At 68.7% G+C, this 15165-nt stretch carries 12 protein-coding genes; 11 read left to right on the top strand and 1 reads right to left on the bottom strand.

Annotated elements, in window-relative coordinates:
* Positions 1 to 54 precede the first annotated feature (54 nt).
* The 11 genes from ABZ915_RS07820 (at position 55) to ABZ915_RS07770 (ending at position 6751) form a co-directional block, all read left to right on the top strand.
* On the top strand, positions 55 to 411 hold the full coding sequence (locus ABZ915_RS07820) for a hypothetical protein (RefSeq protein WP_361797507.1): 357 nt from the start codon (positions 55 to 57) through the stop codon (positions 409 to 411).
* Complete coding sequence (locus ABZ915_RS07815; RefSeq protein ID WP_361797504.1) at positions 411 to 1787, top strand: FtsK/SpoIIIE domain-containing protein; 1377 nt, start codon at positions 411 to 413, stop codon at positions 1785 to 1787. The genes ABZ915_RS07820 and ABZ915_RS07815 overlap by 1 nt, the downstream gene beginning before the upstream one ends.
* An 86-nt stretch (positions 1788 to 1873) precedes the next feature.
* Positions 1874 to 2473 carry a DUF2637 domain-containing protein gene (locus tag ABZ915_RS07810; RefSeq protein WP_361797501.1) on the top strand — a complete coding sequence of 200 codons (600 nt, stop codon included), beginning with the start codon at positions 1874 to 1876 and terminating at the stop codon, positions 2471 to 2473.
* Between the two features lie 19 nt (positions 2474 to 2492).
* The gene (locus ABZ915_RS07805) at positions 2493 to 2675 is read left to right on the top strand and encodes a hypothetical protein (RefSeq protein WP_361797498.1); all 183 of its coding nucleotides are present in this window, start codon (positions 2493 to 2495) and stop codon (positions 2673 to 2675) included.
* Positions 2672 to 2863 carry a mobile element transfer protein gene (locus ABZ915_RS07800; RefSeq protein ID WP_361797757.1) on the top strand — a complete coding sequence of 64 codons (192 nt, stop codon included), beginning with the start codon at positions 2672 to 2674 and terminating at the stop codon, positions 2861 to 2863. The genes ABZ915_RS07805 and ABZ915_RS07800 overlap by 4 nt, the downstream gene beginning before the upstream one ends.
* A 10-nt stretch (positions 2864 to 2873) precedes the next feature.
* Positions 2874 to 3068, top strand: a complete 195-nt coding sequence (locus ABZ915_RS07795; RefSeq protein ID WP_361797495.1) for a hypothetical protein — start codon at positions 2874 to 2876, stop codon at positions 3066 to 3068.
* Positions 3069 to 3082: 14 nt separating this feature from the next.
* Positions 3083 to 3331, top strand: a complete 249-nt coding sequence (locus ABZ915_RS07790; protein ID WP_361797492.1) for a SpdD protein — start codon at positions 3083 to 3085, stop codon at positions 3329 to 3331.
* A 132-nt stretch (positions 3332 to 3463) separates the two neighbouring features.
* A complete protein-coding gene (locus ABZ915_RS07785) occupies positions 3464 to 4768 on the top strand; it encodes a replication initiator (protein ID WP_361797489.1) in 1305 nt (434 codons plus the stop codon).
* Positions 4761 to 4943 (top strand): helix-turn-helix domain-containing protein, encoded by a 183-nt coding sequence (locus ABZ915_RS07780; protein ID WP_361797486.1) that lies wholly within the window; start codon positions 4761 to 4763, stop codon positions 4941 to 4943. The genes ABZ915_RS07785 and ABZ915_RS07780 overlap by 8 nt, the downstream gene beginning before the upstream one ends.
* Positions 4943 to 6256 carry a site-specific integrase gene (locus ABZ915_RS07775; protein WP_361797483.1) on the top strand — a complete coding sequence of 438 codons (1314 nt, stop codon included), beginning with the start codon at positions 4943 to 4945 and terminating at the stop codon, positions 6254 to 6256. Before ABZ915_RS07780 ends, ABZ915_RS07775 begins: the two co-directional genes overlap by 1 nt.
* Positions 6257 to 6436: 180 nt before the next feature.
* Positions 6437 to 6751, top strand: coding sequence for a hypothetical protein (locus tag ABZ915_RS07770; RefSeq protein WP_361797480.1), 315 nt, complete (start codon positions 6437 to 6439; stop codon positions 6749 to 6751).
* An 81-nt stretch (positions 6752 to 6832) separates the two neighbouring features.
* Here the strand turns inward: ABZ915_RS07770 and ABZ915_RS07765 are convergent, their stop codons facing one another.
* Positions 6833 to 15049, bottom strand: a complete 8217-nt coding sequence (locus ABZ915_RS07765; RefSeq protein WP_361797477.1) for a polymorphic toxin-type HINT domain-containing protein — start codon at positions 15047 to 15049, stop codon at positions 6833 to 6835.
* Positions 15050 to 15165: the final 116 nt, after the last annotated feature.

Raw genomic sequence — 15165 nt, 5'->3', positions numbered from 1 at the left:
CGTCACTGAATGCGGCCGTACGCGTGTGCGGCCCGCGCAAGGGAGAGCATTTCTGTGCGTGTAATCCGTGTGGAGACTTCGGCGGCCACCATCCTGCTGACCGAAGCCCCGGAACCCAAGGTTCGGGACCGCCAGACCGGAGAGATAGCCAAGGACGCCGTCAGCGGCGAGTCGCTGATGACGCTCGGCGCGGTCTACATCGAGGACGGCGAGTCCTCTCTGATCAAGGTCACCGTTCCGGAAAGCGGCATCACTGAGGGCCTGGCGCTCGGTGCTCCGGTCTCGCTGCCGGGTCTGATCGCCCGGCCGTGGGAGACAGTTTTCAACGGCCAGCAGCGGCACGGCATCGCCTTTCGCGCTGCCGCTGTCACCCCGGCCGCCTTCCCGGCTTCGGCCGAGGCATCGGCCTGATGTCGGACTGGTTGACGCTACTGGAGGTAGGTGGCCCCCTCGCCGGTATCGGTGGCGGGGCCGCCTACACCCGGGCTCGTCACCCGGGCGTCTACTGGTCCACGGTCGGGCTGCCGATATCGACGGCCCGGCTCCTCGGCTCGTACGGCTCTGTCATGGAGGCGTGCGGCCTGACCGTCCAGCCTTCCCGGCTGCGGATGCTGGCAGTCAAAGCGACGACCCGCCGTGAGATACGGCCCGTCCCGCCTCGCCGCGGAATCATCCGGCCCACCTCGACCGGCCTGCGCCTCCGGCTGCGGCTGGCTCCCGGCCAGGAACCGGCCGACGTCGCCGCCTCGGCTGAACGGTTGCGGCATGCCTGGGGGGTTCACGCCGTGTACGTCACGGACGTGAAGCCCGGTGTCGTGGAGCTGCGGCTCGTCGGCTTCGACGTATTGCGCAACGTCCGGATGCCCAGGAAGACGGGTGGCGGGCATCTGAAGGTGCCGGTCGCGCTGCGGGAGGACGCGACGGCCTTCGTACGCGACTACCGGACCATCCCGCATCAACTCACCCTCGGCGCAACGCTGTCGGGCAAGTCCATGTACCAGCGGCACCTGGTCACGGGACTGGCACAGCAATTGGTCGCGCTGGTCGGGATCGACTGCAAGCGGGGCGTGGAGCTGGCGCCCTTCGCCCCGCGACTGTCGGCACTGGCGACCGATCCGCACCAGGCGGCCGAGCTGCTGCCGGTCCTCGTGAGGGAGATGGAAGACCGGTACGACCTGATCAAGGCTCGGCAGAGCATCGCGCCCGGCACCCGGGACGAGGAGATCACCTCCGACATCTGGGGCCTGCCGGGGCGCGAACGGCCGGTGCCGATCGTGCTGTTCGTCGACGAGGTGGCCGAACTCTTCCTCATCGCCACGAAGAAGGACGAGGAACGCCGCGACGAGATGGTCACCCAGCTCATCCGCCTCGCCCAGCTCGGCCGCGCCGCCGGCATCTACCTGGAGGTCTGCGGGCAGCGCTTCGGCGCCGAACTGGGTAAGGGAGCGACCATGCTCCGGGCCCAGCTGACCGGCCGGGTCTGCCATCGCGTCAACGACGAGGCATCCGCGAAGATGGCGCTCGGTGACATCGCCCCCGAAGTGGTCGACGCTGCCTGTGCCATCGCTCCCGAACGGCCCGGACTGGCTGTGGCCGGTGACACCTCCGGTGGCTGGTCCCGTATCCGCACCCCCTATCTGTCCCTCGGCGAGGCTGCCGAGATCTGCCGCGAGTCGGCACACCTGGTGCCGGACCTGCCCGCCCTCAAGCCCTTCCGGCCCGACGTCCCCGTACGGCCCGTTGAAGCCCCCATGTCGCTGGTCAAACCGCGACCGGTGACCGACTGATCTTCACCCCCACATCCGGTTGGCGTGACCGCCTCGCGCCACGTCCCTACCCCCACCCATGCCCGAAACGGAAAAGGAGCCGCAGCATGCGCGCCCACCTGGCCCGCGTCGACGCGGTACTCATCCAAGCGGTCATCGCCGCCGCGCTGTCCTTCGCCCACCTGCACGACATCGCCTCGGCCGCCGGACAGGACGGGTGGAAAGCGTGGGCCTACCCGATCAGCGTCGACCTGCTGCTGGTCGCCGCCTGGCGTCGGCTCCGGTCCGGTGATGCGAAAGCGGCCGGGTGGTCTTGGTTCGTCATCGCGCTGACCGCATCCCTCGGCGCGAACGTCGCCACCGCCGGACTGCTCGACGTGCACCAGGCGCCGGCATGGCTGCGCATCCTCGTCGCGGGCTGGCCCGCCATCGCCTTCCTCGGCGGCACCCTCCTCGCCCACACCGCACCCAAACCACACGCAACCACCAACGCCGGGGTCATCAAGGACGAGGCGGCCGTCGAGGCAGTGCCGGAACGCCCCGCACAACCCGCCGTGCCCGTCCCGGCCGCCCTCGTCGCGCACGCCCGCAAGGTCGCCGACGACCACCACACCCGCACCGGATTCCCCATCGACACCCCGACCCTGCGCGCCCGCCTCGGCGTCCCGGCTCCCATGGCCGAAGCCATCGCCGCCCAACTCACCTGACAGCAAGGAGGTTGACGTCATGCGTCCGTCCATCGAGTCCGCCCTGAAGCAGACAGCGGAACTGACCCGGCGCAACGAGTTCGTTCAGGCCGTGGCCATCGCCGAAGCCGCGATCAACCGGGCCACCGACGAGGAACACGCCGAGATCCGGCAGTGGCTCACCGACCACACCGCCGACTTCACAGGAGAGGACACCCGCTGATGACCAACCGCCGCTTCCGCCACGTCGTCCGTATCGGCCCCGTTCAGGTCGGCACGTACTACGACGGCCGGGGCCGTAAGAAGCACACCGCCGCCTGCACCGCCCCGCGTTGCGGCTTCTCCACGGACTACGACAGCCGCGCCGCCGCCGAACTGGCCGCCCGCACCCACCGCTGCCCCGCCCGCTGAGGAGACCCCGGTGACCGTCTCGCTCCCGCTGGTCTTCGTCCTGGGCATCATCGCCTGGGCCGCGATCAAGTTCCTCGGCATCCGCCTCTGGGTCGCCGTCGTGATCGCGCTGTTCGGCTTCTGGCTCTCGCACACCATCCTCGCCCCCGCCATCGAGTCCGGCACCCGCTCCGGGGTCGGCGTCGTCAACGGCACCCACCACTGACAAGGAGACCCGCCATGTTCCGCCCCAAGCTCCCCAACATCCCCACCCTGCCGACGACACCCGTCGTCCCGCAGCAGACGCAGGCCCCGATGCCCACCGCGCCGGTCCGGTCGCTCACCCCGTACGCGGGTGCGGTCGCCGCCGTGGTCGTCGTCGGCGTCGTCCTGACAGCGCTCTTGGCGGCCGTCGCCGTCACGGCCGTGTCCGTGGCCATCGCCGCCGTCGTCCTGCGCTCCCTGCTGAGCAGCGCCTCCAGGCGCTGACCGGCCGCCGGGGCGGCAACAAGCCGCCAAGCATCCCGCCGCCCCGGGGCCGACTCCTGCCAACCGTGGAAACAGCCGAAAGGAATCTCCATCATCACCCGGCAGACTCCGCCCCCGCTGGCGGAACTCTCCATGCTGGCCTCGCTCGGCAGCATGCCCGAGCTGGCCCACCAACTCTCCGGCCTGGGCGGCTGCACCCACCCCGTCCGCCTCGACGGCCACCGCACCGAATACGGCGTCGACACCACGACCGGCGAGATCGGCCGCGTCCTGCGTCACCTGGACTCCGCCACGCTTCCCGCCGGTCAGCTGCTGGTGCGCTGCAACAACCGCCGGGCGACGCGGTGTGCGGCCTGTGCCGAGACCTACCGTCGTGACACCTACCACCTGATCACCGCCGGACTTTGTGGCGGCAAGGGCACCTCGGAACGGGTTGGGGCTCACCCGCGTGTCTTCGCCACGTTCACCGCGCCGAGCTTCGGCCGGGTTCACAACCGGCCCTCGGGTGGCCGTAGCTGCCGCTGCGGCTTCCGCCACGACGAGCAGGATCCCGCCCTGGGCACGCCGCTCGATGCGGACACGTACGACTATGAGGCGGCCGTGCTGTGGAACGCGCACGCCGGTGCCCTGTGGCGGCGCTTCTCCATCTACCTGCGCCGGGAGGTCGCCAAGCGCGCCGGCCTCACCCAGCGCGCATTCCGGCACTACGCCCGGGTCTCCTTCGCGAAGGTGGCCGAGTACCAAAAGCGCGGTGCCGTCCACTTCCACGCCGTCATCCGCCTCGACGGCCCCGAGGGTGGAGACACCACACCCCCGGCCTGGGCCTCGGCCGAACTGCTCACCGACGCCATCCGGGCCGCTGCCACCGCCGCACGCGTCGACGGACCGAAGATCGACGGCCGACACCACCGGTTCGTGTTCGGCCGACAGCTCGACGTCCGCCCGATCCGCTCCGCCGACTTCGACGGCGACCAGGAACTGACCGAGCGAGCCGTCGCCGCCTACATCGCCAAATACGCCACCAAAGGCGCCGAGACCGCGACCGGCACCCTCGACCGCCCGATCCGCTTCCTCGCCGAGCTCGCGCAGGCCCGGATCAGCGACCACGCCCAGCGCATGATCCGAACCGCCTGGACCCTCGGCGCGCGCAAGGAACTGGAAGACCTCCGCCTTCGGGCCTGGGCCCACATGCTCGGCTTCCGCGGCCACTTCTCCACCAAGTCCCGCCGCTACTCCACCACCCTCGGCGCCCTCCGCGACGCACGCGCCGAATGGCGCCGCACCCAGACCACACCGCCCGCCACGCAGGACGGCGAAACCACGCTCGTCCTCGCCCACTGGGTGTTCGCCGGAACCGGCCTCAGCGGCGCCGAGACGTGGCTCGCCGCCTCACTCGAACCCGCCCCCGGAACGGAAGGAGAACCCACACATGCCTGACGACGAGCTGCTGACGGTCCCAGAGGTCATGCGACGGCTGAAGCTGGGCCGCTCCACGGTCTACGACCTGATCCGTTCCCGCCGACTGCATTCCCTCACGATCGGCCGCGCCCGCCGTATCCCGGCCTCCGCCCTCGACACATACATCCGTCATCACCTGGAAGAGGCAGCCTGATGCCCGTACCGCGCAAGAGGACTCGCGCCAACGGGGAGGGCACCGTCTACCAGCGCAAGGACGGCCGCTGGGAATCCGCGGCATACGTCCTCGGTCCCGGCAACACCCGCAAGCGCATCCGCGTCTACGGCGCCACCCGCAAAGAGGCCCTGGCGAAGCTGACCGAGAAGATCGCCGCCAGCAACCGGGGCGTCCCTGTCATCAGTGCCCAAGACAGCGTGGCCGCGTACCTGACCTACTGGCTGAACAACGTCGCCGTCCACCACCTCCGCGAGACCACCCACACCCGCTACACTGCCGTCGTCGAGCACTACCTCATCCCCGGCCTCGGCAGGAAGAGGCTCGCCAAGCTCACCGCCAAGGACGTCCGCACCTGGCTCAACGAACTGCGGACCGTCTGCCAGTGCTGTACACGCGGCATCGACGCCCGACGCAACCCAAACGCGCAGGCCAGCCGCCGTCCACGCTGTTGCGCGCTCGGCCAGTGCTGCCGCAAGCGCCTCTCCCCACTCACGCTCGCCTACATCCACTCCGTGCTCAAATCCGCCCTGGAGCACGCCGTACGCGAGGAGGAGATACCCCGCAACGTCGCCCGCAACGTCCGCACCGGCACACCCCGCCCCCGCCGCTTCAACCCCCTCACCGCCGACGAAGCCCGGCAATTCCTTGCCGCCGCCCAGGGCCATCGGCTCGCCGCGCTGTTCGAGCTGGCGCTCCGCACTGGTCTGCGCAAGGGCGAACTTCTCGGCTTGCGGTGGGAAGACCTCGACCTCGACGGCGGCACCGCCACCATCCGCCGGACCCTTCAGCGCACCACCAGCGGCGGCCTGGCCACCCTGCCGACCAAGACCATCAGCTCAGAGCGGCGCATCGCCCTGCCGGCTTCCTGCGTCACGTCCCTGCGCGGACACCGCGAGCTGCAAGCCGGTGAGAAGGAGCAGACAGGCTCAGCCTGGCAGGGCAGCGGCTATGTGTTCACGCGGCCTGACGGACATCCGATCGAGCCCGCCACTCTCAACCGGCACTTCAACACGCTGCTCCGCGACGCCCGCCTGCGGCCGATCCGGTTCCACGACCTGAGGCACTCGACGGCGACGCTCCTTTTGGAGCAGGGCGTCGAGCTCGTCGTCATCAAGGAACTGTTGGGCCATGCCCACATCGGGGTGACCGCGACGGTGTACGCACATGTCCGCCTCCGTCTCCAGCGTCAAGCCATCGACCTCCTCGGACACTCCCTCAGCAACCTCGAAGAGACGACGACCGAGCCCAACGATGGCGGCGATCCGCCAGCTTGCGCAGCACCCGTCCGCTGACGTTGCCGTCAACTACTGCCGTCAGGACCACAACGGCCCCACCGAAGACGTATCGGTGGGGCCGTTGCAATTGAGCACCGAGACCGCGTCAGCTCCCTCGTTGCGACTCCAGGCGCGCACTCTCTAAAGCCAGATAGCTATCTCGGAGTGTAGACGAAGCTACATCCCAATGAATCGCGGATGATATTCGGGTCGGCCGCAAGTGAGGATCCGCCGAAGCTCGCGAAGAAGATCAGCCATTTCGACTTCACCGGTCGCCACACGGAATTCATACTCATCATCCTGCAAGCGGAGGTCCCGAACAGCCCCTTCGGTGAAAATGACCCTGATTACATCCTCGCGAGCTTCGATTTCTCGCACGCAGCCAAATCGAGTGAATCCACCCTCATTGGACACGCAGTAGCTTTCGCCCTCCGGCCAGTTACTGCCTTCCTCGTACTCATTCCTCCGGAGGTCGCACTGAAAGTGGAAGGCACGGCCGCCGCCGTCTGCTGACTCAGCGAAACCCACCAGGACCAGGGGAGGATGCTCTTCGATACCAGCCGCTTGGGCGACAAACGAGATCACTGAAATCTCCTAACTACCCGGCCCTCGCCACCAGAATTGCCGGACTCCACTTTCATCCATCCAGGTGTAGACCCAGTTCGTTCCAGTGTTTCCGGCGGCCTCTTCCATTGCTACCTGACACCAGCTGCACGGGGGCAACTGGCCTTCAACATAGTACGTGTCGCCAGGCGTCGCCGGAGCCCGACCCAGTAGTGGATCATCACCGGTCTTCCAGTAGGGCCAGGGAGACCCAGCCGCACGAGTTGCACGCGCTTCGGTGTGGGTAGCCATCCCACCCTTCCACGGCCCTTGCGCCGCCTCCTCGGGCGTCCTATTTCCAGCCCAATATGTGGCCGGACCCTCTTCCCCGGGACTAGCGCCACGTGCAACTCCGTGGGAATCGTAAACCGTCACATCTGCAACGTGATTCGGACAGCCAGTGTTGTGCACCAAGATCGGCGTGCCGCCCGCCAGCACATAGTACGTGTGGAGCCGACTGACCGTGAGGTTGTACATGTCGCGATCGCCGGGCCGTTCGATGACGGCGGCGATGTAGACGTGCTGATCGGTAGCGGTGTTGAGGGCATGGCCCGGCTTGAGTTCGCCGGCGGGGACCCAGGTGTGGAGGGTGTCGTCCCAGAAGGGGTGTTTGGCCGTGGTGTGAAGAGTGGTGCTGACCCCGCTGGCCAGGCGGATGCGGAGATTGATGAGGTCATAGTCGTGGTTGATATAGGTGGCTGTGACGGTGTGCGAGCCTTGGTGCTTACCCGTCTTGGGGTCTGCCGCTTCGACCTTGTCGCCGGTTTTGATCTTGCCGATCGGTTTGGTCTTGCCCTTGGCCATCAGGACGGGTGTCTCGGGCGAGAAACTGCACTTGCTCGGCTTTCCGGCGGCGGCCGGCTCGGTCCCTGACGAACCAGTGTCCGGCTCGCTCGGCCGGGTTGCCGCCGCGTCCGCGTCCCTGGCCGCCTCCTCGACACGGGCCTTGGCGTTCGCCCGCTTAAGGTTGACCAAATCGCTGGCGTCGGCTGCGGCCTCCTCGAGGGCCCTGTCGGCGGCGCTCGACTTCGCCGCCGCGTTCGCGGCAGTTACGCGCGGAGCTTCCTCCCTCGCTTCGTCACTGGCCGATTCACCTTCTGCTCCGGGCCCGCAGTCACCGAGGAACGCTGTGCAGGCGGTGACAGCAGCTGTCGTAGCGGACTCGAAGCACTCCTGAGCCAGGATTCCGTCGGACTCCCCAGTACAGACAGTCGCGGCAGAGTAGACGGTGACTGCCACTGCGGCGGTGGCAACGTACGGTGCTGCCTTGTCGATGGCGTGGGTGATGCAGCCGAAAATGCTGTGGCAGCCACCCCCACCCCCGCCACCACCGGAGTGAGGCGAGGGCGGCGGCCCAGGCGAAGGGCTCGGGCTAGGCGAGGGGCTCGGAGTCGGGGCTGGAGTGGGGTGGCTGTGGGTGTGGGTTTCGGCGCAGCCGCTCGACTCGCCGGCGTATTCACACAGACCGCTCGGGTCGGAGCCGCTGGCGGGGTTGTCGCCGGCGTAGGCGTAGCCGCCCATCTGGTTGGGGTCGCCGGCCTCGAAGACCGGGTCGACGGTGAGGAAGCGGCCCAGGGTGGGGTCGTAGTTGCGGGCGCCCAGGAGGTTCAGGCCCGTCGTGGTGTCGTCCGGCTTGCCGAGGAAGCCGTGGTTCTCATCGGGTGCCACCCAGGTGGACGGAGTGGTGCCCCTCGGGTTGCCGTACGGGTCGTAGTAGCGGCGTGTGGCCGCCAGGGTCGAGGCGTCCACCGCCGTCGTGGCCGTGCCCTGCCCGTTCGCCACCTGGTAGGTGACGCTGCCAGAGCTGGAGCGGGTGATCGTCGTGCCGTCCGGGCTCGCGTAGTAGCGCAGGCCCGTGCAGGTCTTCGCCGCAACGTCCAACGTCAACTGCTCGGCGCCGCCGAAGAGGTACAGGACGCGGGTCTTGTCCGTGCTGCCCGCCGAAGCGGTCTGCTCCAACAGGTTGCCGTCGGCGTCGTACAGGTACTTGCTGGTGCGGTCGGTCGTGCCGGACGGCGTCGAGACTGTCGCGGTGCGGCCCTCGGCGTCGTACGTGAAGGTCTGCGTCTGACCGGAGGGGAGCGCACCCGCCTTGATCGTCGACCAGCTCTGGCCCTTGCCGCCACACGTGGTCAGGGTCAGCTGGGTGCCCTTGGTGGCGCTCGCGCTGGGGTCGGTCAGGCACAGGGTGCTCTTGGCCGCGTTGACGAGGGTGCCGGTCGCTGTCAGGCGCCACTTCTGGGTGGCGTCGGTGGAACAGGTGTCGGCGACGACACCCGTGCCGGAAGTGGTGGCGTTGCCCGCGGTGTCCAGGCAGAAGCCGCCCGCCTTCACCGTGCCGTCGGTCGCGACCGTCCACTTCTGAGCTGTGGCCGCCGAACAGGTGTTGACGTCGACCTTTGCGCCGGATCCCGTTTCCTCCACGCACAGTTTGCCGCCGCCGGTGAGGGTGAAGCCGGTGGTGATCGGTCCTGTCGTCTTCGTCGCACGGCTGACCGTGTTGCCGGCGTTCTTGCCGTTCGACTCCGTGTACGAGGGGGTCTGGGTGGCCGTCCCTGTGGCGGGGTTGCTGGTGGTGGTCGGGCCCGCCTGGTTCGGGTGGGTGGCTGACGTCGTGGCGTCCGTGCCCGGGTAGGTCGTGGCCTGCGTGGTGTCGGCCAGTGCGTTGCCGGTGATGTCGTGGTCGACCATGCCGGTGCGGTCGCCGAGCAGGTCGTAGGTGTACGTCTGCCAGTACGGTGCCGGGCCGCCGACCGTCTTCGTCTTGACCGGTGCCGCGCTCGTCTGTACTGACGATGTCGTGCAGCCGCCGACCGCGCCCACCGGAGCACTGCTGGAATCGGTGATGCCGGCCGTGTCCGTCCAGGCGGCGGTGAGGCGCTGGACGGAGTCGTAGCTGAAGCACTGGGTGTCATGGGTGGTGTTGTTCTGGAGGTCGTCGGTGGCGGTGAGTTCGCCTGCCTGGTTGTAGCGGTAGTTGACGACGTCCAGAGCGGTGGTGGAGGTCTGCACCATGCTGCTGGTCTGCGTGGTGCGGCCGGTAGTGGCGTCGTACTGGGCGAAGGTCACCAGTTCCTTGCCGACCGGGCCGTAGTTGGCCCGCAGGACCCGTCCGAAGGGGTCGTGGACCGTGCCGTCCAGGTAGTCGGGGGTGTTGGCAACGTTGATGGCACCGCCGAAGCCGTCCAGCACACCTTGGAGGGTGTAGCCGTAGCCGACGCGCTCGGCGGGCAGTCCGCCGTCCGCCTTGTAGTCGATGGTCGACAGCAGGCCCGTGGTCGGGGTGTAGGACGAGGCCAGGCTGTAGGTGACCGTGCCGCTGTCCTTGCCCGCGGTACCCGGGAAGCCGTCCGCGGCGGGGATGGTGAGCTTCGATCCCAGCGGCTGGTACGCCGTGTTGTAGTCGGTGACCTCCTCGGTGTACGCCTTGCCGCTCGCGCCACCCACGTAGCGTGTCGAAGAGGTCGGGTAACCCTTGGCGATGGTGTCGTAGAGCCGGGAGGTGAGCTGCTTCGCCGGGTCGGGGGTGGCCGACCATGGCGCGGCGTACTCAGCGGTGAGGCGGTTGTCCCAGTCGTAGGTGTACGACAGCACCTGGCCGCGCGGGTCGGTGGTCTGCTGGAGGTTGCCCAGGACGTCGTACTTGTCGAAGGTCGTCGTGCCCGCGTCGGGGTCGGACTGGGAGGTCTTCTCGCCGAGCAGGTCGTACTTGTAGGACCACGTGTTGCCGGCGCTGTCGCCGATCGTCTCCACGTGGCCGGCGGGCGTGTACGTGTAGCGGGTCGTGGCGTCCGCGGCCGGGGCCGCGCCTGCCGTGCCCTGCTTCCACGGCATCGCGCTGCCGTCGCTGCCGACGATCGCGATGGTGGAGTCGGCTCGGATCTGGAGGGTCGCGCCGGTGGTCGCGGCCAGGCCGGTGGACCACTTCGAGGTGCCGGACGCGGTGTAGACGGCGAGGTTGCCGTCCGTGCCGAACTGAGCGTAGGCGCCGGCGTTACCGCTCGTGCCACTGGACCAGAGGGTCTTGCCGCTGTTGAGCGCCGTGAGCACCAGATTGCCGTCGGCCTGCATCGTCAGGCGGACACTGCTGGAGGTCAGCGAGGTGCCGGACGGGATGACGCTGCCGCCCTTCAGGGTCACCGTGGCGTCGGTGTTCTTCACGACGGACTTCACCGTCTGCCCGAGGGCGTTGGTGAAGGTCGCGGTGGAGGAGCCGCCGGCGGGCGGGGTGCTGTCGGTCTCGTCGGCTCCCTTGTAGGCGGTGCTCGTGCTCCACTGCTTGACGGCCTGGTGCCACAGGGTGCTCGCGGTGGCGCGCCCCTGGCCGTCGTACGTCGTCGTGGTCTCGGCCGGGACCTCGTTCTCGTTGGCCGCGTACAGGGTGGTGGACGGGGCGTGGTCCGGCTCGGAGTACGGGGCGTAGGAGGCGGATGCCCAGCCGTGGGAATCGTAGAAGGTGTCGGAGATGATCCGGCCGGAGTCCGAGTCGCCGTCGGCGGTCGCCTGGGTCTGCCGGGGCTGGAGCATCCCGTCGTAGATGCTGATGGACGTCGAGTAGGAATCGTCCTCGCGCAGGGTGCGCGTGGTGACCGAGGTCGGGTCGCCGGGCTGGGTGATCGTGCCGCCGGGGGCGGGCACCGCGCCCGGGTTGATGGAGTACGCGAACTTCATGTTCGCGCTCTGGGTGGCCTTGTCGCGGCCGGGCAGCCAGACGGCGGTGCGGCGGCCGAGGGCGTCATAGGTGATGTCGGTGACGCGGTTGTTGGCGTCGACGTTCTCGGTGGTCAAGCCCCGCAGCGGGTCGAGGGTGGAGCTGACCTTCCACTTCTTCTGGTTGGTGGAGGCGATGCCGGTCGGGTTGGTGTTTCCGCCCGTCTTGCTCCACGGGGGCGTGTAGTCGGTGTGCGTTGCGCTGCCGGCGGCGTCGAGGGTGTCGGTGGCGCGGCCGGCGCCGTCGTAGGCGATGCCGCTGGTGGTGCGCCAGTTCTCGGCGCCGTCGCTGCCGTAGCCGGTGGCGATCTGGGTACCGGTGACGTGCGGAAGAGTGAGGGTGCCGTGGGCGCCGAGGGCGGTGATGGAGCCGTCGCCGTCGTAGTAGATCTTCTTGTCGGAGAGCAGCGTGTCGGTGCCGGGCTTGGTGCCGCACGGGCCGGAGACCGTGGTGATCCGGGAGGGGTAGGAGAGCAGCATGCTGTTGCCGGCCGAGGACGCCGGGGTCGCGTAGTCGGTGCTGGTGCACTTCTCCTGGGCGGGCACGGACACGTCCCCGTGGGCGTCGACCGAATCGACGCGGCCCTGGTCGTCGTAGGCCGCGTCGGTGCGGGTGTGCCGCCAGGTGCCGTCGGCGAGCAGTGCGTAGCCGTGGCTCTGGCCGGCCTGGATCCGGTGTGCGGTGAGGTCGGGCAGCGTGGAGGTGTCCGGCTTGCTGTCGCCCGGGTTGTCGTCTTGGGTCCAGCCGGTCCACGGGGTTCGGTCGGCGTGGGCGGTGGTGGTGAAGGTGAACGGGCCGTTGACGGTGGAGGCGTTCACCGTGCCGCCCGAGGCGGTGTAGGTGTCCGACTGCAATGCGGTGCCGGCGAGTTGGTCGGAGTCAGTGACCGTTTCCACGGTCTTGCCGCCGACGATGGCGTCGAGGTCGACCGAGCGGCGGGTGCCGTCCGCCTTGTAGTCGCCGTCCATGCCCTGGAGGTAGGTGGTGGTCTCCTGGGTGACCGGCTCGGGTGCCTTTCCGGTGCGGACGGTGACGGTGCGGAAGCCCCGGAACTGGTCCCAGGTCCGGTACTGGTCGTCGGTGTATTCGGAGTCGTCCCGGTGCCAGGCCGGGCCCGAGTAGGAGTACGTGGAGACCTGGGCTTCGGAGCCGGCCGGAATCTTGGAGGCGTCCGGGTTGTACTGGGCGGCGATCGTCAGGTCGGCGACGGTGACACTGTGCACGGTGGTCTTGTTGAACCAGTCCGCGATGGGCTTGGAGTCGCCGGGCACCGTCCAGTACGCGGGATAGCAGGAGTTGGTGTTGGAGTCGGCCTGCTTGATGTCGAGCTTCTTGCCCGCGCACGGGTTCTGGTTGTACTCGACGGTGATCGACTCGCCGGTCTCCGTCTGCACGTTGGAGATGCGGGGCCGGTAGAGCGGCGGCGCGGACGGATGGTCGTCGTCGACCCTGTTGTCGATCTCGGTTCCGGTGAAGGAGACCTGGTTCAGCTTGATGTCGCTGTTGCCGTTGTTGTAGGTGTCCTCGCCGGTGTGCCGAATGGACTGGAGCCACATCACGGCCTGGAGCGAGCCTGCGTCCTTGGGGTCGACGGTGGTGCCGGTGACGGGGTCGACGCTGCCGCCGGCGTCGGAGTAGACCTGGCCGAGGTCGTAGCCGTCGACGGGGACCAACTTGTCGGTGGAGCCGTCCTTGACGTGCACCTTGGTGGTGATGGAGTCCAGTCGGGTGGTGGACCAGAAGGTGGGTGAGGAGACGATGCAGACGTCCGTCGGCACCTTGGTCGCGTCGTCCGGCAGCTTGGTCTTGTCGGTCGAGTCGCAGTGCAGGTCCCATGGCACGTCCGGCCAGTGCGGGGCCGTGTTGTCGTCCAGGTTTCCGGCCGAGCAGTCGGTGAAGGTGGACGTGGTCTGGCAGCGCTGCTTGGAGGTGAACGCCACCTGGGCCGCCGGGGTGCGGCCGGCCTGCTCGTCGTCCAGGGTGTAGCCGTACGAGATCGAGGTGAGCGTGCCACCTCGGGTGTACGAGGTGAGGGTGCCGGTGTCGTCGGTGTCGCTGGTGGCGGCCGCCTGGCCGCCACCGAGGTCGTAGTAGCCGGTCTCGGTGGAGTAGTCGTAGCGCTGGACGAAGCCGGTCGGCGAGACGACGAAGTCGAGGTTCCAGCGCCAGCCCTCGGGCTTGTCACAGCGCGACTTCTTGCCGTCGCTGTCACTGTGGCAGGGGTCGGAGGAGCGGGGGTGCAGTACCGGCACGCCCCAGGCGGCACGGGTGGAGTCGTCGCCGGAGGTCGAGGAGGCCGTACCGGCGGTTCCGGGTGCGGTCGGGGCGTGGTCGGCGCCGAAGTAGGCGGCGGAGCCGTCGGTCGTGAGGACCCGGAAGTAGACACCGTCGTGCAGGCCGTTGGCGGCGCCGGAGAGCTCCTGCACCACCGTGCCGTTGTCGCCCTGGAGCCTGAACTCCTTTGTCTCGCCGGGCGCGCCGGAAGACGTGGTGGGCACGAGGCGGCCGGAGTGGGAGCCGAAGGAGACGAACGCGTTGTCGCCGCCCCAGCACTCGTCACCCGAGCCCTTGAGGACCTTCTTGCCGTCCGAGTCGAGGAGTGAGCCGCAGGGGCGGTACGCCCGCTCCACGAATCCCGGTTGGTAGCCCCAGCCGTCACCGATCCAGGAGGCCTGGGAGTTGCGGGCGGAGGTCTCGCCGTCCACGGATTGCGAGTCGTACGACAGCGCCACCGCGGGCCCGGTGTCGCCGACGGCTGCGGGTACGTCGATCGGGTACGAGTACGTGTACGCGCCTGTGCCGCTGGCCTGCCAAGTCCCCGCTGGGGTCAGCGAGGTCGCGGAGTAGTCACCCTGGGAGCCGCGACTGCCCGAGGTGACCGCTACCGCCGAGTCGGCACTGGTGGTGGCGGTCAGTTGGTCGGCGGTGGCCCGGTTGGTGGACTTGAGGGGGGTGCGGGTGCGGCAGGCAGGCAGCTGCGGGGAGGTGAGGGCGCAGGCGGGAAGGCGCGTGAGGGTGAGGCGGGAGCCGTAACCGCCACCGTAGGCCTTGGCGATCGAGGAGTAGTCGACGACGACGCGGACCTTGGCGGTGGGCGACTTCGTGCGACCGAGGCCGACCAGCAGCCCGGCGTCCGCTCCTGCGCGCAACGCTTGACTGCGGGAGGCCAGTTGCACCTTGATCCGCGCGGCCTTGTCCGTCTTGCCCTTACCGGACTTCTCTGCGGACGCCACCCACACGGGCAGGGATCCCGCCTTGACCGGCCTCGCCTCGAACCCCACCGTGCGGGAACCGGCCTGCGGCCCGCGCGGCTTGACCATGGGCTGGTAGTGGGTGAGGGCGCGGTATCCGCGGGGGCGGACTGCCTGAGGGGCTCGCAGGGGATGGTCGCCGACGGCTGGTGTGACGGGCAGGGGCTTCGGGTTCCAGAGATCTCCGTGGAACACGTGTGGACCGATGCCGTCCGCGGCGACCGCGCCGGTCACCAACAACGCCATGACGGCGACGAAAGCCGAGACAAGCGTCAGCGTTCTTCTCACACTCACGCGAGAAGTCCCCCCGTATGAAACGGATTTGATGATCCGTTGAATGAAAGGTCACGTGGTCGGCGTGA

The sequence above is a fragment of the Streptomyces sp. NPDC046915 genome (assembly GCF_040644935.1).
Taxonomy (GTDB): domain Bacteria; phylum Actinomycetota; class Actinomycetes; order Streptomycetales; family Streptomycetaceae; genus Streptomyces.
The sequence above is the reverse complement of the archived record's forward strand: the minus strand, read 5'-3'. Positions and strand labels throughout refer to the sequence as shown.

Coding starts and splice junctions, on each gene's coding strand:
- ABZ915_RS07815 (WP_361797504.1), top strand. CDS start 411: ATGTCGGACTGGTTGACGCTACTGGAGGTAGGTGGCCCCCTCGCCGGT.
- ABZ915_RS07810 (WP_361797501.1), top strand. CDS start 1,874: ATGCGCGCCCACCTGGCCCGCGTCGACGCGGTACTCATCCAAGCGGTC.
- ABZ915_RS07805 (WP_361797498.1), top strand. CDS start 2,493: ATGCGTCCGTCCATCGAGTCCGCCCTGAAGCAGACAGCGGAACTGACC.
- ABZ915_RS07790 (WP_361797492.1), top strand. CDS start 3,083: ATGTTCCGCCCCAAGCTCCCCAACATCCCCACCCTGCCGACGACACCC.
- ABZ915_RS07785 (WP_361797489.1), top strand. CDS start 3,464: ATGCTGGCCTCGCTCGGCAGCATGCCCGAGCTGGCCCACCAACTCTCC.
- ABZ915_RS07780 (WP_361797486.1), top strand. CDS start 4,761: ATGCCTGACGACGAGCTGCTGACGGTCCCAGAGGTCATGCGACGGCTG.
- ABZ915_RS07775 (WP_361797483.1), top strand. CDS start 4,943: ATGCCCGTACCGCGCAAGAGGACTCGCGCCAACGGGGAGGGCACCGTC.
- ABZ915_RS07770 (WP_361797480.1), top strand. CDS start 6,437: ATGATATTCGGGTCGGCCGCAAGTGAGGATCCGCCGAAGCTCGCGAAG.
- ABZ915_RS07765 (WP_361797477.1), bottom strand. CDS start 15,049: ATGGCGTTGTTGGTGACCGGCGCGGTCGCCGCGGACGGCATCGGTCCA.